A 19353-nucleotide genomic window follows, 5' to 3' on the forward strand; every position below is an offset into this window, starting at 1 on the left:
CCAGCAGCGCCGGTCAGCGCGTGTCAGCGTGCATCTCGCAATGACGCGGCCAGCACTGCATCCGCGACACCTTCAGCAGTCGCGGCCGACAGCGTCCATCCCAGATGCCCATGTCCGGTGTTGTAGAACACGCCGCGCCGCTTGCCGTGACCCACCTTGGGCAACATGCTGGGCAACATCGGCCGCAATCCGGCCCACGGCAATACTTTTTCGGTGGACACCTGCGGGAAATGCCGGCGCGTCCACTTCACGAGAGGATCGATGCGATCGGACCGTATATCGCGGTTGAAACCGTTCAGTTCCGCCGTGCCTGCCACGCGCAAACGATCGACGCCCAACCGGCTGGTGACGATCTTCGCGTTGTCGTCGAGAAGACTCACCCACGGTGCGGCCTGTCGGCTCGCTAGGTCGTCGAGACACACGGTGATCGAGTAGCCCTTGACCGGATACACGTTCACGTGATCGCCCACCATCGATGCAAACCCCCGGCTGCCCACGCCCGCGCAAATCACGAGCTTGTCGAACACCGTGGTGTCGCGCATGTCGAGATGGCACGCTGAAATGACCACCCGCCCGCCACTTTCCTCGCCAATCGACTCGACCGAAGTGTCATAGCGAAACTCCACGTCCCGCCGCTCGCATGCAGCGGCGAGACCACGCGTGAACTTGTGAATGTCGCCGGTGGAGTCGGACTCGGTGAAAAATCCGCCATGAAACTTGCCGTGAAGAGCCGGCTCGAGCGCGCGGATTTCGTCGGGCGTGACGGGGCGGCGGTCGAGGCCGCCTTCGCGCAGCAGTTCGTTCACCTGCATCGCGGAGTCGAATTCCCGGCGCGTCGAGTAGAAGTGAAGAATGCCCCGGCGTTCATGGTCGAAGTCAATGCCCTCGCGCTGCGCGATCGAAAACAGATGCTCGCGCGCGGCGATCGCAAGACGTACCGTATCGATCGTATTCGAACGATAACGTGGAATCTCCCGCAGGAACTCACCGATCCAGCTGTACTTGTGCCAACCCGGACGCGGATTCATCAGCAACGGCGCGTCGCGTCGGAACATCCACTTCAGGCCCTTGAATACGGTTGCGCGGCTATTCCATACTTCCGCGTTACTGACCGAAAGTTGGCCGCCGTTCGCGAATGATGTTTCCATCGCCGCGTAGCGATGACGTTCGAATACGGTGACGTGAAATCCGCGTTGAGCGAGGGCGTAAGCGGTCGTGACGCCGGTGATCCCGGCGCCGATAACGGCGATTCGTGACATGACATGGTCCAGTGCGAGTTGGGCATCGCCGGCTGCGCGTCGTGGTGCAAGCCGGCGCCGATGCCCCATCTGTCCATGGACCTGAGAGTTTCGCCTGCTCACCTCGACGGTGACGGCTCCCCTTCGGTGGGCACCCAAAGGCGCCGCTCTCCAGATGTTCCTGCTGCACGGTCCTTTTGCCTGAGAGTTTCCGGGGCGGTTGCTCCGTCGGCGTCGTCGCGCTGGACGATCTCTCCCGTGCTGCGTTGTAAGAACGGCTCAAACATAGCGAAGCCAAATTGCGTTGGCAAGCCCCCGCTCATGCAGTTGTTTTCGCCGCCCGCAGACGCGGCACCGCGCCCGCCCGTTTATACACGCCTGCAAGCCGCGTGCAGCATGCGCGAATCAGCTCCACGAAAGAGATCGCAACCGACGTCGCCACATCGAGATCGCGGCACACGAGTCCGATGGTCATCGGCGGCAACGGCTCCTTCAACGCAATGCGTCTGAGCTTCGCATTGTGGTCCGGCATATGGAACGGCAGCTCGGACCAGAGGCTCACCAGATCGGTAGTAGTCGCCATTTCCATGTACAACATGGTCGAGGTGCAGCGCACCACGCTTTTCGGCGGAGCGATCCCGCTGCTGATGAATAGCGCGCCCACCAGACTCGATGCATCGTCGAGGGCATCCCAGCTCAACCAGGAGGACTGCGCCAGTGCTTCCAACGACTGCCCGCCCCGCAGTGGATGCCCCGCGCGGACGGCGAGCGTGGTGGGCACGGAGTAGAGCTCTTCCCAATGAAAGCGCGTATCTTCCGGCGCGCCGATACGCGAGACCAGTCCAAAGTCGATCGTGCCGTCCACCAGTCCTTCCTGAATCAGCGTAGGCCGCAATTCGCGCACGTTGACGTTCACTTGCGGATACAGCTGGATGAACTGCCGCAGCGCCTCCGCGAACGGCCCCAGCGAGGTCACCGGCGTCACACCGATCGTCACGCTGCCCCGCGCAACGCCTAACAGCGTCGCGATGTCTTCGTGCGCGTGCCGGATCTCCTGATCAATCGCGCGCGCGTGCCGAATCAGGCTCTTGCCGTAATGCGTGAGCTGCACGCCGCGTGCCGAGCGGATCAGCAACGGCGCGCCGAGTTCCGCTTCGAGGTCGGCGAGCGCCTTGCTAATGGCGGGCTGGGTCAGATGCAATTCACGCGACGCCTCATGAATGCTGCCGTGTTCCGTGACGGCGATCAAAGCCCGAAGCTGGTGGAATTTCATCGCTGTCTTCTCATTGATGTGAACGCGAGGGCTGCGTGGCAGTTTGCTCAGTATGGGAATAACCGAAAGTTATCGCAATAAAAAAAAACGATTTGTGCCGGGATTTTGGCAACCGCACTGTTCGTCTCATGCCGCCTCCCTTCGGTTCACCGTCATCCCCTGGAGCAATCATGGCTCAATCGCAGAACCTGCCCGCCGAGGCTTCGTTTTCCGCGCCACGCAGCGGGCGGTCATCGCGTTTCACGCTGATCGCAGCAACTTCGCTCGGCAACGGCCTCGAAATGTTCGACTTCACGATCTACAGCTTCTTCGCTGTCACGATCGGCAAGCTGTTTTTTCCGTCCGACTCCGCATTCGGGTCGTTGCTGATGGCCGTTGGAACATTCGGTATCGGTTTCGTGATGCGGCCTCTCGGCGGCATCGTCATCGGCAACTATGCGGACCGTGCGGGACGCAAGGCCGCCATGACCGTGACGATCGCGCTGATGGCGCTAGGCACCGCTTTTATCGGGCTCGCGCCCACGTATGCCACGGCGGGGCTGCTCGCGCCGGTCATCATCATTGTTGGGCGGCTTCTGCAGGGATTCTCCGCTGGCGGCGAGATCGGCGCCTCGACTACGCTGCTGATGGAGTCGGCGACCAGCCGCACGCGCGGCTTTCTCGTGAGCTGGCAGATCGCGAGCCAGGGTGGCGCCGCACTGATCGGCGCACTGTTCGGCTTTACGCTCTCACATCTGCTTTCGCCCGCAGCACTCGAAAGCTGGGGGTGGCGTGTGCCGTTTCTCTGCGGCCTGCTGATCGGACCGGTCGGCCTCTTCATCCGTCGTGCGCTACATGAAACGCACGTGCAAGAAGCACGCGAAAAAAGTGCTTTTCGCGAGGCGCTCAGCGAACACAAACGCGCGTTGATCGTCGGCATTCTGATGATCGTCGGCAGTACTGCAACCATGTACATCGCCGTCTTCTATATGCCGACCTACATGATCCGCGTGCTGCACATGCCCGCGGGCACCGCGTTCGTGTCCGGCTGTGTCGCGGGCGCGATGCTGCTGGTCGGCTCGCCACTCGCGGGACTGCTGGCCGACCGCCTGAAGCGACGCAAGCCCGTCGTGATGGCCACCACCCTCTGCAGCGCATTGCTGATCTATCCCGCGTTCTGGCTGCTCAACCATACGGCAAGCGTCGGTGCCGCTCTCGCAGTGGTCGCGGCGCTCGTCGCTTGCCTCGCTTTCGGCTCGCCCGCCGGCTTTCTGCTGCTGCTCGAATCGTTTCCGAAACAGGTGCGCGCCACCGGTATCAGCGTGGTTTACAGCTTCGGCGTATCCCTGTTCGGCGGATTTGCGCAGTTCATCGTCACATGGTTGCTCAGCGCCACCGGTAATCCGATGTCGCCCGCCTGGTACATGATCGGCTGCGGCGCGATCTCACTGTGCGCACTGGCAGCAATGCGCGAAACCAGGCACGACTAATTCACCCGCAACATTCTCTAATGGAAGGAGCCTGACAAATGCCGGTGGTACTTGAAAGAGGGTTTCACGAAGAACGTCTGATCCCCGAGGTGGTAGCTGAACAGGACATCTTCATCGATATCCGGCGTCGCATCCATGCGAATCCCGAGCTTGGCGCCGAGGTCGCGGACACGGCCGCGCTCGTAGCCGGCCTGCTCACCGAGTGGGGCTACGAGGTGCATAGCGGCATCGGCGGACACGGCGTGGTCGGCCAACTGAAGCGCGGCGACGGCACGCGCAAGCTGGGCATACGCGCCGATATGGACGCGCTGCCGATCGTCGAGGCGACCGGTCTGCCCTATGCGAGCCGCGTGCAGGGCAGGATGCACGCATGCGGACACGACGGCCACACGGCAATCTTGCTGGCGGCAGCCAAACACATCGCCCTGCACGCGACCTTCAACGGCACGCTCAATCTGATCTTTCAGCCCGACGAGGAAAACCTGAGCGGCGCCCGCCGGATGATCGAGGACGGCCTGTTCGAGCGCTTTCCGTGCGATGCAGTCTACGCGCTGCACAACGGGCCAGGCATTCCCGTCGGACAGATCGTGGTCAAGCCCGGTCCTGTCACGGCCGCTTCGGACGTCGCGACGGTCACGCTCGACGGTGTCGGCGGACACGGCGCGATGCCCGAGCAGTCGCGCGACCCGATCGTTGCCGCGGGCGCGCTGATCATGGCGCTGCAGACCATCGTCTCGCGCAACCTGGCCGCGCGCGAGGTCGGCGTCGTCAGTATCGGTGCGATTCACGGCGGCGCCACGCACAACGTCATTCCCGCATCGGTCAAGCTGCTGCTCAACATGCGTTCGACGACGAACGAAGTGCGCGAACGGATCGAGAACCGCATCCGGGACATCGTGACGCTTCAGGCACAGACCTTCGGCGTCGAGGCGTCGATCGACTATCAGCGCCTCGTGCCGGTGGTAATGAACGCAGAAGGACCGACCGAAACCGCACAGCACGTGGCAGCGCAGCTGGTAGGCGAAGAAAACGTGCTGACGGATGTTCCCGGGCTCATGGGCAGCGAGGATTTCGCGTGGATGTCGCAAGTCGTACCCGGTTGCTATGTGGTACTCGGCAACGGCGTGGGTGAATGGGGCGGCTGCATGTGCCATAACCCCAAATACGATTTCAACGACAAGATCATCAGCCTCGGAGCCAGTTTATGGGTGCGGCTGGTCGAAACGGTCCTCAGATAAGCCGCACGCCTAACGAATGCATATCGAACGCTTCGCTCGCGCATAGCGAGCCAAGGTAATCCGCCACGACTGCGTGCGGCGCCCGGGGCGCAGGCAGTCGGTGCGCTTCGTTGCAGCACGCGCGATTGCGCGTCCCGTTGCTATTCGGTAGATCGCCCAACGAATTGAATACCCAATTGTTGTCGCTTCTCGCGCAACGATAGGCGCGCGCACGCGCGTCTATCGAATGTTCCATCACGCTCATTTCACCCTCATCCTGAACATGACACGCACCAAGCGCTCACTCAAACCAGAACATTCGACGATGGCCCGCTCGGTGGCTACATGCATCGCCCTGCTCGCCGCGGCTACGGCCGCCAACGCCCAGGTCAACCAGTCGGACGCGGTGATAGGTCTCGCGGCGACAGGCTTCGGTCCGCAGGTCTTCGGCGTGGCCGCGCAAAGAAGCATGGTGCAGGTATACGGCACGCTGGATCTCGGCATCAACTACACGAATGCCGGAGGCCGGTCCATCACGCGTGTGCAAAGCGGCAACAGCTGGACCTCGAAATTCGGCATTTATGGGCAGGAGTATCTGGGCGACGACTGGACCGCATTCTTCCGGCTGGAATCGGGCTTCACCGCAAACAACGGCAGCCTGCAGGATTCGACCACCTTGTTCAATCGCGCGTCGTTCGTCGGCGTCGACAATCCTTTTTACGGCAAGCTGATTTTTGGGCGCACGTACAGCACGACCGGCACCGCTTCACTCGCGGTCGACCCGTTCTTCGCGAACGCTCACGAATCGATATATACGTCTCTGGCGTCGGTCTCCGACCTGGGCTATGGGGCCAATGCGGATGGTCTGAACCGGGTCAACAATCTCATCACTTACGCGTCGCCACGGTTTGCCGGTTACTTCCGCGCGGGTTTGAGCTATGCGTTCAAAACCGATCAGAGCGTCGGACCGGCCTCGCATACGCGCGGGGTGTCGCTGGTATATAGCGACCAGACGAACACCGTCGGTCTTTCGTATGGACAGTCGTGGTGCGATCCTGGCGTACCGGGCAGTTGCACCGCGGACAAGACAACCCAACCCTCCGTGCGCACCGACGTGTTCATCGCAAATGCGCAGCATGACTTCGGTCCGTTTCTCGGTTCCGCCGCGTTCGTTCAGCAAGTTCCGCGTTATGCCGGCGACGGCATCGCCAGGCTCTACTCGACGAGCGTGCAGCGCTATGCGGGGCGCACGCTGTACCGGCTGTCGCTTGCCTATCGCGATACGACGATCCACCAGAATTACGCGTACGGCGCCACGGTGGGCAGCGATTATTTCCTGTCCAAGCGCTCCGCCCTCTATGCGCGTGTCGGCGTGATCAAGAATGGGCCGCAGTCCGCGCTCACCTATAACTACGACAGTACCGCCGGTGGCGCGCTGGTCGGCAAAGGGCACAGCGTCGTAAGCGCAACGCTGGGGATGTACCACAATTTTTGATGGTGCGAAGCCGCAACCGCTAGCAGCAGGAATGGCGTGACACCCGGAATTTCGCATCAGCTCTGATGGTTTTCGTTCGCGGCTGACAGTCTTTATTTCCAGGGTCACGCCTGGGCAAACCCTGGGTCTGTTCCTACGCCCATTTACTTGACATCTAAACTATCTAAACCTAAATTAATCTGACGCGAGAGTCCATTTGGGGATCAGCATGCGCATAGTCTGTATCGGTGGCGGCCCGGCCGGCCTGTACTTCGGTCTGTTGATGAAGCAACGCAACCCCGGCTACGACGTCACGGTGGTCGAGCGCAACCGCCCGTACGACACCTTCGGCTGGGGCGTCGTGTTCTCCGATCAGACGCTCGGCAATCTGCGCGCCGCCGACGCCCCGAGCGCCGACGCGATCCTCGACGCGTTCAACCACTGGGACGACATCGAAATCCACTTCCGCGGCCGCAGCGTCCGTTCGTCGGGCCACGGCTTCTGCGGGATCGGCCGCAAACGTCTGCTGAATATCCTGCAGGCGCGGTGCGAAGAACTCGGCGTGAAGCTGGTATTCGAAACCCAGGTGGTGGACGACAGCGCTTACGAAGCAGACCTGATCATCGCCAGCGACGGCCTGAACAGCATGGTCCGGCAAAAGTATGCGGACACCTATCAGCCCGATATCGACGTGCGCGACTGCCGCTTCGTGTGGCTCGGCACGAAGAAACTATTCGACGCGTTCACGTTCGCGTTCGAAGAAACCGAATTCGGCTGGTTCCAGGCGCACGCGTACCGCTTCGACGATCAGACCTCGACCTTCATCGTCGAAACGCCGGAACGTGTGTGGCGCGCCGCCGGGCTCGACGAAATGAGCAAGGAAGACAGCATCGCGTTCTGCGAGAAGCTGTTCGCGAAGTACCTGGACGGCAATGCGCTGATGTCGAATGCTTCGCATCTGCGCGGCTCGTCGCAATGGATCCGCTTTCCGCGCGTGGTCAACAAGGAGTGGGTGCACTGGCGCGGCAATCCGAACGGCACCCGCACGCCGATCGTGCTGATGGGCGACGCCGCGCACACCGCCCACTTCTCGATCGGCTCGGGCACCAAGCTCGCACTCGAAGACGCGATCGAACTCGCGAACAGCATCAGCGCGCATCCGGGCGAAGACGCGGACAACCTCGCCGACGCCCTCCGCCACTACACCGAAGTGCGCAGCGTCGACGTGCTGCGGATCCAGAACGCCGCGCGCAATTCGACCGAATGGTTCGAGCATGTCGATCGCTATACGTCGTTCGAGCCGGAACAGTTCGCGTATTCGCTGCTCACGCGCTCGCAGCGCATCTCGCATGAGAACCTGCGCGAGCGCGATGCCGAATATCTGTCCGGCTTCGAAGATTGGCTCGCGCGGCGCGCGGGTGTGGAACGCGCGCCCGACAAGCATTCAATTCCGCCGATGTTCACGCCGTTCTCCGTGCGCGGCATCACGCTGAAAAACCGCGTGATCGTGTCGCCGATGGCGCAATACTCGGCCGTCGACGGCATCCCCGGCGACTATCACCTGATGCACCTCGGCGCCCGCGCAATGGGCGGCGCCGCGCTGGTGATGACCGAGATGACCTGCGTGTCGCCCGAAGCGCGCATCACGCCGGGATGTCCGGGCATGTACACGGCCGGGCAACGGGCTGCGTGGAAACGCATCGTCGATCTGGTGCATCTGCAGTCGGACGCGAAAATCGGCATCCAGCTCGGTCACTCCGGCGCGAAAGGCTCGACGCGGGTCGCATGGGAAGGGATCGATCAGCCGCTCGAAGAAGGCAACTGGCCGCTGATTTCCGCGTCGCCGCAGCAGTATCTGCCCGGTATCAGCCAGCATTCGCGCGAGGCCACGCATGAAGAAATGCGCGCGATCGAGCAGCAATTCGTCGACGCGACCCGCATGTCGATCGAAGCCGGTTTCGACTGGCTCGAACTGCACTGTGCGCACGGCTATTTCCTGTCGAGCTTCCTGTCGCCGCTGACCAATCAACGTACCGACGAATACGGCGGCTCGCTCGAAAACCGGCTGCGCTATCCGCTGGCGGTTTTCAACGCGATTCGCATGGTATGGCCGCAGGACAAACCGATTTCGGTGCGGATTTCCGCGCACGACTGGGTCGAAGGCGGCAATACGCCCGACGACGCGGTGAAGATCGCGCAGGCGTTCAAGGCGGCCGGCGCGGACCTGATCGACGTGTCGTCGGGTCAGGTCAGCAAGGCGGAAAAGCCGGTGTTCGGCCGCATGTTCCAGACGCCGTTCGCGGACCGCGTGCGCAACGAAGCCGGGATCGCGACGATCGCGGTCGGTGCGATTTCCGAAGCGGATCACGTGAACAGCATCATCGCGGCCGGCCGCGCGGATCTGTGTGCGATCGCGCGTCCGCATCTCGCGAATCCGTCGTGGACGCTGAACGAAGCGGCGAAGATCGGCTATCTCGACGTCGCATGGCCGAAGCCCTATACCGCCGCGAAGATGCAACTCGAACGCAATCTGGAACGCGAGCGCGCGCAAGCGCTCGCCAATGCCGGCCTGACGGCGCAACAACGCGCGCAACGCGCCGAAGGAACCGTGTGAATACTTCGGATACCTCTCTTTGCGGCCGGCACGCGGTCGTCACCGGCGGCGGCAGCGGCATCGGCGCGGCAATCGCCGAGGCGCTGCTGCGCGCCGGCGCGCGCGTCACGCTGATGGGCCGCAACGCTCAGCGTCTCGAAGCGCAGCGCGAACAGTTCGCGGCGCTCGGCGAAGTCGGCTGCATCGCAGTGGACGTCACGCAGGAAGACTCGGTCACCCGTGCATTCGAGGCAGCGGGCGCGGTCGATATCCTCGTCAACAACGCGGGCCAGGCGCAGGCCGCGCCGTTTGCCCACACCGACACCGCGCTGTGGCAACGCATGCTCGACGTGAACCTGACCGGCGTGTTCCTCGGCACCCGCGCGGTGTTGCCCGGCATGCTGGAGCGCGGGCATGGCCGCATCGTCAACGTCGCGAGCACCGCCGGGCAGATCGGCTATGCGTATGTCGCCGCGTATTGCGCGGCCAAGCATGGCGTGATCGGTCTGACCCGCTCGCTCGCGCTCGAAACCGCGACGCGCGGCATCACGGTCAACGCGGTATGCCCAGGCTACACCGAAACCGAACTGCTGCACGCGTCGCTCGAACAGATCACCAGCAAGACCTCGCGCACCGAACAACAGGCGCGCGAAACGCTGTTGCGCTCGAATCCGCAGCGCCGCTTCGTCAGTCCCGAGCAGGTCGCCAATGCGGTGCTGTGGCTGTGCAGTCCCGGCGCCGAAGCGATCACCGGGCAATCCATTTCCATCTCGGGCGGAGAAGTAATGTGAGCAAATCGACTTCGATCCGTCAGAACGCGCAGAACGTCGTGGACCTCGAAATGAGCACCGGCGCGGACAGCCATATGGGCCTGCGTTTATGGCTGCGCATGCTGACCACCACCAACCTCGTGCAGGCCGAGCTGCGCAAACGGCTGCGCACCGAATTCGACACCACGTTGCCGCGTTTCGATCTGATGGCGCAGCTCGAACGGCATCCCGAAGGACTGAAGATGACCGAGCTGTCGCGCCGCATGATGGTGACCGGCGGCAACGTGACCGGCATCACCGATCAGCTCGAAAAAGAAGGGCTGGTCGCGCGCGACACCGATCCGAACGACCGCCGCTCGATCAGCGTCTGCCTGACGCCAGCTGGCCGCGCCGCGTTCGACCGGATGGCGGTCGCCCACGAACAATGGGTCGTCGAAATGTTCGGCGGCCTGAGCCTCGACGAAAAAATGCACACCCACCAGGACCTCGGCAAGCTCAAGCAGCATCTGCTCGACAGTCTGAAGGGCTGAATTCGTACTGCTACCCAGAAGTTTGGGACCGGAGGAATACATGACACGATCCAACGCCGACGCGCTGCTGGGCGGCAACCGCCTGACGCTCGCCGGATACGACGCGCAACACTTCGGCTGGTCCGTGACAGGCAAGGTCGCGACGATCACGCTGAACCGTCCCGAGCGCAAGAACCCGCTGACTTTCGAATCGTATGCGGAGCTGCGCGACCTGTTTCGCGATCTCGCGTACGCGACCGACGTTAAAGCGGTCGTGCTGCACGGCGCGGGCGAGAACTTCTGTTCCGGCGGCGACGTGCACGACATCATCGCGCCACTGATCGATCTGCCGATGCCCGAACTGCTGCTGTTTACGCGCATGACCGGCGACCTCGTGAAGGCGATGCGCCACTGCCCGCAGCCGATCATCGCGGCGGTGGACGGCGTCTGCGCGGGCGCCGGCGCGATTCTCGCAATGTCATCCGATCTGCGTCTGGCCACCGCGCGCAGCAAGCTCGCGTTCCTGTTCACGCGCGTGGGCCTCGCCGGTTGCGACATGGGCGCGTGCGCGATGCTGCCGCGCATCATCGGCCAGGGTCGCGCGGCCGAGCTGCTGTACACCGGCCGTTCGGCGAGCGGCGACGAAGGCCACGCGTGGGGCTTCTACAACCGCTTGTGCGAGCCGGCGGCGCTGCTCGAAGAAGCGCAGAAGCTGGCCGCCGAACTCGCGTCCGGCCCCACCTTCGCGCACGGCATCACGAAGAAGATGCTGCATCAGGAATGGAGCATGAGCATCGACGAAGCGATCGAATCGGAAGCGCTGGCGCAGGCAATCTGTATGGGCACGCGCGATTTCGAGCGCGCGTACAACGCGTTCGCGGCGAAGACCCGCCCGGTGTTCGAAGGAGACTGAGTTGAGCGCCGACCGTCAGAACTCCCAACTGGATCCGCACAGCCCGCTCGCGTGGCCGTTTTTCGAGCCGCGTCATCGCGAGCTGGCCGCCGCGATCGATCAATGGTGCCGCGCGCATCTCGGCCACCAGGAACATGCCGACACCGATGCGACCTGCCGCCGGCTGGTGCGCGAACTCGGCGCGGCGGGCTGGCTGAAATACGGCGTCGGCGGTGTCGCGTACGGCGGTCACGGCGACACGGTCGACACTCGCGCGGTCTGTCTGCTGCGCGAGACGCTCGCGCGCTACTCGGGCCTCGCCGATTTCGCGCTCGCGATGCAGGGGCTCGGCTCCGGCGCGATCTCGCTGGCCGGCACGCATGAGCAGAAATCGCGCTATCTGCCGCGCGTCGCGAGCGGAACAGCGATCGCCGCGTTCGCGCTGTCGGAGCCGCAAGCCGGTTCGGACGTCGCGGCGATGGCGCTCGTCGCCCGCGAAGACGGCGACCACTACGTGCTCGACGGCGAGAAGACGTGGATTTCGAACGGCGGAATCGCCAATTTCTACGTGGTGTTCGCGCGCACCGGCGAGGCGCCGGGCGCGCGCGGGATCAGCGCTTTTATCGTCGATGCCGGGACGCCCGGCTTCGAGATCGCCGAACGGATCGACGTGATCGCGCCGCATCCGCTCGCACGGCTGCGCTTTTCCGGCGCGCGCGTGCCGCGCAGTCAGTTGCTCGGTGCCCGCGGCGAGGGCTTCAAAATCGCGATGCGTACGCTCGATATTTTCCGCACGTCGGTCGCGGCCGCGTCGCTCGGCTTCGCGCGCCATGCGATGGCCGAGGGGCTCGACCGCGCGGCGTCGCGCCGGATGTTCGGCCAGACGCTCGGCGACTTTCAGTTGACCCAGGCAAAACTCGCGCAGATGGCGCTGACGATCGACAGCAGCGCGCTGCTCGTCTATCGCGCCGCTTGGCTGCGCGATCAGGGCGAAACCGTCACGCGCGAAGCGGCGATGGCGAAGTGGCAGGCGAGCGAAGGCGCGCAGCAGGTAATCGACGCGGCGGTGCAACTGTATGGCGGGATGGGCGTGCAAAGCGGCCACGCGGTCGAAATGCTGTACCGCGAGATTCGCGCGCTGCGCATCTACGAAGGCGCGACCGAAGTGCAGCAGTTGATCGTCGGGCGCGATCTGCTGAAGGCGCACGCCGCCGCGAACGGGGCCGCGCAATGAGCACGACGTTCGAGCGGCCGGTACGAATCCGCTTCTCGCATTGCGATCCGGCCGGCATCGTCTACTTCCCGCAGTACCTCGTGATGACCAACGTGCTGGTCGAGGACTGGTTCTACGAAGGGCTGCATATCGACTACGCGCGGATGATCGGCGAGCGCCGCACCGGCCTGCCGATCGTCAAGCTCGACTGCGACTTCTCGCGCCCGAGCCGGCTCGGCGAAACGATTCTGCTGGCGCTCAGCGTGACCCGCGTGGGCCGCAGCTCGCTCGGCATCGAAATTCACGGCCACTGCGACGGCGAAACGCGTTTTTGCGCGAAGCAGGTACTGGTGTTCATGTCGTTCGAGACCGGCGAATCCATCGATATCCCCGGCGACATCGCGAGCGCGCTCGCAGCGTTCGCCCCGTCGTCGTCCCCCTCCATCGAGGCGCATCGCTCATGAAAAAAGCTCTCCTTCCGGCCGGCTGGATCAAACCGCGCGGCTATGCGAACGGCGTCGCGGCATCCGGCACACAGGTATTCATCGCCGGTCAGATCGGCTGGGACGAACAGGCGCAGTTCCACACCGACGACTTCGCCGCGCAGGCCACACAGGCGCTGAGCAATCTGCTCGCGGTGCTGCGCGAAGCGGGCGGCAAGCCCGAGCATCTGGTGCGGCTCACGTGGTACGTGACCGACAAGCGCGAGTACCTCGCGGCGCTGAAGGACATCGGCCGCGCATTTCGCGAGCTGATCGGCGATTACGACATCGCGATGAGCGCGGTGCAGGTCGTCGCGCTGATGGAGGACCGCGCGAAGGTCGAGATCGAGGCGACCGCCGTGATCCCGGACTGAAGCAACGCACGGAAGCTTGCACCGCAGTCGCATTGAACGTTGTACTGAACATTTCACGCATCGCATCGAGACACTACCCAAAGCCATTCCACCAACCCAGCGCTTTTCCGGCTCAATGCCCCGGGAGACCATGATGGAACCGTCAGCCCATGTCGATACCTTCGCGCGCGACAACCTTCCGCCGCAGGATCAATGGCCCGTCTTTCTGCTCGACAATCCGGACGTCGCATACCCGCCGCGGCTCAATTGCGCGACCGAATTGCTGGAGCGGACCATCGACGCGGGGCATCGCGACCGGCCGGCAATCTGGTCCGACGTGGACGGCAAGCCGCGCGCGACCACCTACGGCGAACTTCTGGCGCTGGTCAATCGCAGCGCGCATGTGCTGGTCGACGAAATGGGGCTGCGGCCCGGTAACCGGGTGCTGCTGCGCGGGCCGAACACGCTGCAGATGGCCGTCACGATGCTCGCGGCGCTGAAGGCCGGCCTCGTTGTCGTGCCGACGATGCCGCTGCTGCGCGCGAAGGAACTGAAGCAGATCATCGAGAAAGCGCAGATCGCCGCCGCGCTGTGCGACGCGCGACTGCTCGAAGAACTCGAACGCTGCACGAATCCGCACGATGAGTTCTACTGCGCGCGGCTCACGCAAACGCGGCGCTTTCACGACGACTCCGCTGACTCTCTCGAAACGCTCGCGGTCAACAAGCCCGAGCAGTTCACCGCCTGCGACACCGCCGCCGACGACGTCTGCCTGATCGCATTTACGAGCGGCACGACCGGCGCGCCGAAAGGCTGCATGCATTTCCATCGCGACGTAGTCGCGATGTGCGATCTGTTTCCACGTCATACGTTGAAGCCGTCGCCCGGCGATATTTTTTGCGGCACGCCGCCGCTCGCGTTCACGTTCGGACTCGGCGGGCTGCTGTGTTTTCCGCTGCGGGTCGGCGCGTCGACGGTGTTGATCGAAAAGCTCTCGCCGAAAACGCTACTCGAAACGATCGAGCGGTTTCGTGCGACGATCGTCTTCACCGCGCCGACCTTCTATCGGCAGATGGCGCCGCTGGTCGCGCAGCACGACGTCAGTTCGTTGCACAAAAGCGTATCGGCCGGCGAGGCGCTGCCCGATTCGACCCGGCGGCTATGGCGCGATGCGACCGGCATCGACATGATCGACGGAATCGGCGGCACCGAGCTGATCCACATTTTTATTTCATCGCAGGGCGCGGAGATTCGGCGCAATGCGATCGGCCGCGCGGTGCCCGGCTATGTGGTGCAAGCAGTCGACGACGACATGCGGCCGGTGCCGCCCGGCACGATCGGCAAGCTCGCGGTGCGCGGGCCGACCGGCTGCCGCTATCTGGCCGACGAGCGGCAACAGCGCTTCGTGCGCGACGGCTGGAATCTGCCCGGCGATTCGGTCTATCTCGACGCGGACGGCTACGTGTTCTACCAGGCGCGCGCCGACGACATGATCGTCTCGGCCGGCTACAACATCTCCGGCCCGGAAGTGGAAAGCGTGCTGCTGCAACACGAGGCGGTCGCCGAATGCGGGGTGATCGGCGTGCCCGACGAAACCCGCGGCCAGATCGTGCGGGCCTTCGTGGTGCTCAATCCCGGCTATACCGCCGACGATAAACTGGTCGCGCAACTTCAGGATTTCGTTAAGAATAACGTCGCGCCTTACAAATATCCGCGCGTCATCACGTTCGTCGGCGCGCTGCCGCGCACCGAAACCGGCAAGCTGAAACGGTTCGAGTTGCGGATGATGGCGTGACAGGCAAGCGCTCACGCGCCCACCTTTGGATCGACCGCAACACGTTATTGGAGACAAACCGTATGGCCGGTTCTTTCATCGAAATCACCGCCGAGGACGGCGGCCATTTCAACGCTTATGTCGCGCGCCCCGAGCAAGGCTCCGGCCCGGGGATCGTGCTGCTGCAGGAAATCTTCGGCGTCAACGACTCGATGAAGGCGACCGCCGACCGCTACGCCGAAGAAGGCTACGTGGTGCTGGTGCCCGACCTGTTCTGGCGCATCAAGCCGGGCATCGCACTCGGCTACGGCGACGCCGACATGCAGCAGGCGCTCGGCTATCTGAACCTGTTCGACGCCGATCTCGCGGTCAACGACATCGCCGCGACCATCGCGACGCTGCGCGCAATGCCCGAACACGCGGGCAAAGTCGGCACGGTCGGTTTCTGCCTGGGCGGCAAGCTCGCTTTTCTGGCCGCCGCGCGCACCGACGTCGATTGCGCGGTCAGCTACTACGGCGTCGGCCTCGAAGACCTGCTCGACGACGTGCGCTCGATCTGCTGTCCGATGGTGTTCCACTTCGCCGCAAACGACGCGCACTGCCCGCCCGAAACGCGCGAGCGCATCAGCGCCGCATTGCGCACGCGGCCCCAGATCGAGCAGTACGTGTACCCCGATTGCGATCACGCGTTCGCCGCGCCGCAGCGCCCGCAATACAACAAACCCGCCGCGATGATGGCGTACTCGCGCACGCTCGCGCTGCTGCGCAAGGTGCTCGGCCCGGTCTACGATCTGAACGAGTTGTGGGAGGCGCACTGCTATCACGAGTTCGCGACGCGCGACGTCGACGCGGTCATGCCGACAATGGTCGCCGAGCCCTATGTGAATCATGTGCCGACGATGACCGGCGGCGTCGGCCACGACCGCCTCAAGCGCTTCTACACGCATCACTTCGTCAACTCGAATCCGCCTGATACGAAGCTGATTCCGATCTCACGCACGATCGGCTCCGATCGTGTGGTCGACGAATTCATTTTCAGCTGCACGCATAGCTGCGCGATCGACTGGCTGCTGCCGGGCGTCGCGCCGACCGGCAAGTACTTCGAAGTGCCGATGCTCGCGGTGGTGTGCTTCCGCGGCGACAAGCTCTATAACGAGCACATCTACTGGGATCAGGCGTCGGTGCTGGTGCAGGTCGGGCTGCTCGATCCGACAGGGCTGCCGGTCGCGGGGATCGAAAGCGCGCGCAAGCTGCTCGACGAAACCTTGCCGTCGAATACGCTGATGGGCACTCAATCGAAGGTCTGAGCACGAGCGCCATGACCCATTCCCTGCATGGCAAACGACGCTGGCTCGCACTGATCGTGCTGTGCCTGGGTGTGCTGATGATCGTGCTCGACACGACGATCGTCAACGTCGCGTTGCCGTCGATCGCCGCCGATCTCCACTTCAGCGAAACCTCGCTGGTGTGGGTCGTCAATGCGTACATGCTGACGTTCGGCGGCTGCCTGCTGCTCGGCGGACGGCTCGGCGATCTGTATGGGCACCGGCGGCTGTTTCTCGGCGGCATCACGCTGTTTACGCTCGCGTCGCTCGCCTGCGGACTCGCGAACTCGCAGCTTCTGCTGATCGCCGCGCGCGCGGTGCAGGGGCTCGGCGGCGCGATCGTGTCGGCGGTATCGCTGTCGCTGATCATGAATCTGTTCACCGAAGCCGGCGAGCGCGCGAAAGCGATGGGGGTGTACGGCTTCGTCTGCGCGGGCGGCGGCAGCATCGGCGTGCTGCTCGGCGGACTGCTGACCAACCTGCTCAGCTGGCACTGGATCTTCCTCGTCAATCTGCCGATCGGCATCGCGGTCTATGCGCTGTGCGTCGCGCTGCTGCCGGCCGCGCGCGGACACGCGCACGGCGAACGGCTCGACGTGGCCGGCGCGGTCAGCATCACCGCGTCGCTAATGCTCGCGGTCTATGCGGTCGTCAACGGCAACGAGGCGGGCTGGACCTCGCTGCAAACGCTGGGGCTGCTCGGCGTCGCGCTGCTGTTGCTCGCGGTGTTCCTGTTGCTCGAAGCGCGCGTCGAACATCCGTTGATGCCGCTGGGTCTTCTGCGACTGCGCAACGTCGCGACCGCGAACGTGGTCGGCGTGCTGTGGGCGGCCGCGATGTTCGCGTGGTTTTTTATCTCGGCGCTGTATCTGCAACGCGTGCTCGGCTATCGGCCGTTGCAGGTCGGCCTCGCGTTTCTGCCCGCGAATCTGATCATGGCGTTCTTTTCGTTGGGCCTGTCGGCGCGGGTCGTGATGCGCTTCGGGCTGCGCCGGCCGCTCGCGGTGGGCTTGCTGCTCGCGGCGGCGGGCCTTGCGCTGTTCGCGCGGGCGCCGCTCGACGGCAGCTTCGTCGTGGATGTGTTGCCCGGCATGGTCCTGCTCGGCATCGGCGCCGGCGTCGCGTTCAATCCGCTGCTGCTCGCCGCAATGAGCGACGTGGATCCGGCCGATTCGGGGCTCGCGTCGGGCATCGTGAATACGTCGTTCATGATGGGCGGCGCGCTCGGCCTGGCGGTGCTCGCGAGTCTCGCGGCCGCGCGTAGCGAGGCGCTGGCTGCTTCGGCGGATGCGACCGTCGCGCTCAACAGCGGCTATCACGTCGCGTTTCTCGTCGGTGCGATCTTTGCGGCCGCAGCGGGCGTGCTCGGTGGAGCGATGTTGCGGCCGGGGATGGCCGGTGGTCCGCCGCGGCAAACCGGGGAGGGGGTGGATGCGCGAACGGCCGAATCGTCGCGCGATACCGGGGCGGCAGCGGAAAACGGCTGAGCTCGGGTTCCGCTGCAATGGACCGCCACGCAGTCACGCATCGTGAAACCGGTACGCAATCGCGGCCATTGCCAGCCGGTTTATTTCCTTCCGCTAGGGCCGCCCCTCATCCGGTATATCCGCCGCCTTGCTCAGTTCCGCCATCAGGATTCGCGCGATCTCGTTCGCGGGCGAGCGGCCATCCGGCGCCGCTGCGGTCGCGGCCCACGTGACGATCGTCGTTCTGGTGGCCGGATCGTAGCCCATGAATGTATTGAAGCCGGGTATTTCTCCGGTGTGTCCATAGAACGTGCCGAATCTGGCAAGGCCCAGGCAGTAACTCGCGGCGTTCGGATTCGACGGATCCACCGACCGGCAGCTCGCGAGCCGTTGCGCCTGTAAATCAGCGTTCAGATAGCCGCCGCCCACCATCCGCTGCACGTACGCCGCCAGTTCTTTCGCCGTCGAAATGCCCGAGCCGGCCGTCCATGCCCACGACGTATTCGCGGACGTCACATCGGCCGGTTGCAGCGTGCCGTTGTTCGCCGCCGCCTGCCGCGCGGGAGACAGTTCGTCGCTATCGATCGTCTCGACGTTGGTGCCCCACTGATAGCCATGCGGCGCCGGCGCGGGCAGCGACGTATCGTTCTGCGGCGGCAGGAAGGTCCCGGTCAAACCGAGCGGCGCAAATAGACGCGCCTTGATCGCGTCGGCGGCACTCATCCCGGTTAGCTGTTCGATGATCAGTCCGAGCAGCACCGTGTTCGTGTTCGAGTAGCGGAAACCGGCGCCCGGTGCGAAATACACCGGCTGGCTGAAGCCGATGTCGAGCAGTTCTTTCGTGGTCCACACTTTGTTCGGCTGCGCGTCGAGCGTCTGATTGAACGGGAGGTTGGTCGAGTAGTTGTAGAGACCGCTGCGCATTTCCAGCAATTGCTCGATCGTGATCTGGTCGCCGTTCGGCACGTTCGCAACGTATTTGCCGACCGGGTCGGTCAGCGCGAGCTTGCCTTCCTGCACCAGTTGCAAAATCACCGTGCCGGTCCAGGTCTTCGTCACACTGCCGACGCGGAAATGCGCGTTGACCGGAATCGGCGTATTCGTGCCTCTCTGCGCGGTGCCGAACGATTCGAGCCAATCGCCATGCGGCGATTGCACGTACACGACTGCGCCGGAAGTCAAAGTATCGGCGAGCATCGCGTTGATCTGCGGGCGTGCCTCTGTCGCATAGGCCGGCTCGTTCGACGTGAGGTTGTCGCCGCCGCAAGCGGCAATCGTCACGGCGACTCCCACGGCCAACGCGAG

16 protein-coding genes and 1 riboswitch are annotated in these 19353 nt (G+C 64.0%); of the genes, 13 read left to right on the plus strand and 3 right to left on the minus strand.

What is annotated here, in order from left to right; genetic code table 11:
* Positions 1-23 precede the first annotated feature (23 nt).
* The gene (locus LJ656_RS13475; protein ID WP_230510179.1) at positions 24-1259 is read right to left on the minus strand and encodes a D-amino acid dehydrogenase; all 1236 of its coding nucleotides are present in this window, start codon (positions 1257-1259) and stop codon (positions 24-26) included.
* 158 nt (positions 1260-1417) lie between these two features.
* Positions 1418-1507, minus strand: a riboswitch (glycine riboswitch).
* Between the two features lie 50 nt (positions 1508-1557).
* Complete coding sequence (locus LJ656_RS13480) at positions 1558-2511, minus strand: LysR family transcriptional regulator (protein ID WP_230509905.1); 954 nt, start codon at positions 2509-2511, stop codon at positions 1558-1560.
* 170 nt (positions 2512-2681) lie between these two features.
* On the opposite strand from LJ656_RS13480, the gene LJ656_RS13485 reads away from it, so the two are divergent.
* The 13 genes from LJ656_RS13485 (at position 2682) to LJ656_RS13545 (ending at position 18069) form a co-directional block, all read left to right on the plus strand.
* A complete protein-coding gene (locus LJ656_RS13485; protein ID WP_230509906.1) occupies positions 2682-3980 on the plus strand; it encodes an MFS transporter in 1299 nt (432 codons plus the stop codon).
* 38 nt (positions 3981-4018) lie between these two features.
* Positions 4019-5218: a M20 aminoacylase family protein gene (locus LJ656_RS13490; protein WP_230509907.1), complete on the plus strand. Its 1200-nt coding sequence runs from the start codon at positions 4019-4021 to the stop codon at positions 5216-5218.
* 316 nt (positions 5219-5534) lie between these two features.
* Entirely contained in the window at positions 5535-6692 is a 1158-nt protein-coding gene (locus LJ656_RS13495; protein WP_230509908.1) for a porin, read from the plus strand.
* Positions 6693-6900: 208 nt separating this feature from the next.
* The gene (locus tag LJ656_RS13500; protein WP_230509909.1) at positions 6901-9285 is read left to right on the plus strand and encodes a bifunctional salicylyl-CoA 5-hydroxylase/oxidoreductase; all 2385 of its coding nucleotides are present in this window, start codon (positions 6901-6903) and stop codon (positions 9283-9285) included.
* Positions 9282-10055, plus strand: a complete 774-nt coding sequence (locus tag LJ656_RS13505; protein WP_230509910.1) for an SDR family NAD(P)-dependent oxidoreductase — start codon at positions 9282-9284, stop codon at positions 10053-10055. The genes LJ656_RS13500 and LJ656_RS13505 overlap by 4 nt, the downstream gene beginning before the upstream one ends.
* Complete coding sequence (locus LJ656_RS13510; RefSeq protein WP_329958873.1) at positions 10052-10564, plus strand: MarR family winged helix-turn-helix transcriptional regulator; 513 nt, start codon at positions 10052-10054, stop codon at positions 10562-10564. The genes LJ656_RS13505 and LJ656_RS13510 overlap by 4 nt, the downstream gene beginning before the upstream one ends.
* Before the next feature lie 40 nt (positions 10565-10604).
* A complete protein-coding gene (locus LJ656_RS13515) occupies positions 10605-11456 on the plus strand; it encodes an enoyl-CoA hydratase family protein (protein ID WP_230509911.1) in 852 nt (283 codons plus the stop codon).
* A 1-nt stretch (position 11457) separates the two neighbouring features.
* On the plus strand, positions 11458-12669 hold the full coding sequence (locus LJ656_RS13520; protein WP_230509912.1) for an acyl-CoA dehydrogenase family protein: 1212 nt from the start codon (positions 11458-11460) through the stop codon (positions 12667-12669).
* A complete protein-coding gene (locus tag LJ656_RS13525; protein WP_230509913.1) occupies positions 12666-13112 on the plus strand; it encodes an acyl-CoA thioesterase in 447 nt (148 codons plus the stop codon). The genes LJ656_RS13520 and LJ656_RS13525 overlap by 4 nt, the downstream gene beginning before the upstream one ends.
* Positions 13109-13504 (plus strand): RidA family protein, encoded by a 396-nt coding sequence (locus tag LJ656_RS13530; RefSeq protein ID WP_230509914.1) that lies wholly within the window; start codon positions 13109-13111, stop codon positions 13502-13504. The genes LJ656_RS13525 and LJ656_RS13530 overlap by 4 nt, the downstream gene beginning before the upstream one ends.
* 133 nt (positions 13505-13637) lie before the next feature.
* Entirely contained in the window at positions 13638-15278 is a 1641-nt protein-coding gene (locus LJ656_RS13535) for an AMP-binding protein (protein ID WP_230509915.1), read from the plus strand.
* A gap of 62 nt (positions 15279-15340) precedes the next feature.
* Positions 15341-16564 (plus strand): dienelactone hydrolase family protein, encoded by a 1224-nt coding sequence (locus LJ656_RS13540; protein WP_230509916.1) that lies wholly within the window; start codon positions 15341-15343, stop codon positions 16562-16564.
* 11 nt (positions 16565-16575) lie between these two features.
* Positions 16576-18069: a DHA2 family efflux MFS transporter permease subunit gene (locus LJ656_RS13545; protein WP_230509917.1), complete on the plus strand. Its 1494-nt coding sequence runs from the start codon at positions 16576-16578 to the stop codon at positions 18067-18069.
* Between the two features lie 93 nt (positions 18070-18162).
* Here LJ656_RS13545 and LJ656_RS13550 read toward each other — a convergent pair whose 3' ends face one another.
* Entirely contained in the window at positions 18163-19329 is a 1167-nt protein-coding gene (locus tag LJ656_RS13550) for a serine hydrolase domain-containing protein (RefSeq protein ID WP_230509918.1), read from the minus strand.
* Between the last annotated feature and the right edge of the window lie 24 nt (positions 19330-19353).

This window comes from Paraburkholderia sejongensis (genome assembly GCF_020880815.1).
In the GTDB taxonomy this organism is placed as follows: Bacteria; Pseudomonadota; Gammaproteobacteria; order Burkholderiales; family Burkholderiaceae; genus Paraburkholderia; species Paraburkholderia sejongensis.

Excerpts from the sequence above, each read along its gene's own strand:
- LJ656_RS13475 (WP_230510179.1), bottom strand. The coding sequence starts at position 1,259 with ATGTCACGAATCGCCGTTATCGGCGCCGGGATCACCGGCGTCACGACC.
- LJ656_RS13480 (WP_230509905.1), bottom strand. The coding sequence starts at position 2,511 with ATGAAATTCCACCAGCTTCGGGCTTTGATCGCCGTCACGGAACACGGC.
- LJ656_RS13485 (WP_230509906.1), top strand. The coding sequence starts at position 2,682 with ATGGCTCAATCGCAGAACCTGCCCGCCGAGGCTTCGTTTTCCGCGCCA.
- LJ656_RS13490 (WP_230509907.1), top strand. The coding sequence starts at position 4,019 with ATGCCGGTGGTACTTGAAAGAGGGTTTCACGAAGAACGTCTGATCCCC.
- LJ656_RS13500 (WP_230509909.1), top strand. The coding sequence starts at position 6,901 with ATGCGCATAGTCTGTATCGGTGGCGGCCCGGCCGGCCTGTACTTCGGT.
- LJ656_RS13515 (WP_230509911.1), top strand. The coding sequence starts at position 10,605 with ATGACACGATCCAACGCCGACGCGCTGCTGGGCGGCAACCGCCTGACG.
- LJ656_RS13525 (WP_230509913.1), top strand. The coding sequence starts at position 12,666 with ATGAGCACGACGTTCGAGCGGCCGGTACGAATCCGCTTCTCGCATTGC.
- LJ656_RS13530 (WP_230509914.1), top strand. The coding sequence starts at position 13,109 with ATGAAAAAAGCTCTCCTTCCGGCCGGCTGGATCAAACCGCGCGGCTAT.
- LJ656_RS13535 (WP_230509915.1), top strand. The coding sequence starts at position 13,638 with ATGGAACCGTCAGCCCATGTCGATACCTTCGCGCGCGACAACCTTCCG.
- LJ656_RS13540 (WP_230509916.1), top strand. The coding sequence starts at position 15,341 with ATGGCCGGTTCTTTCATCGAAATCACCGCCGAGGACGGCGGCCATTTC.
- LJ656_RS13545 (WP_230509917.1), top strand. The coding sequence starts at position 16,576 with ATGACCCATTCCCTGCATGGCAAACGACGCTGGCTCGCACTGATCGTG.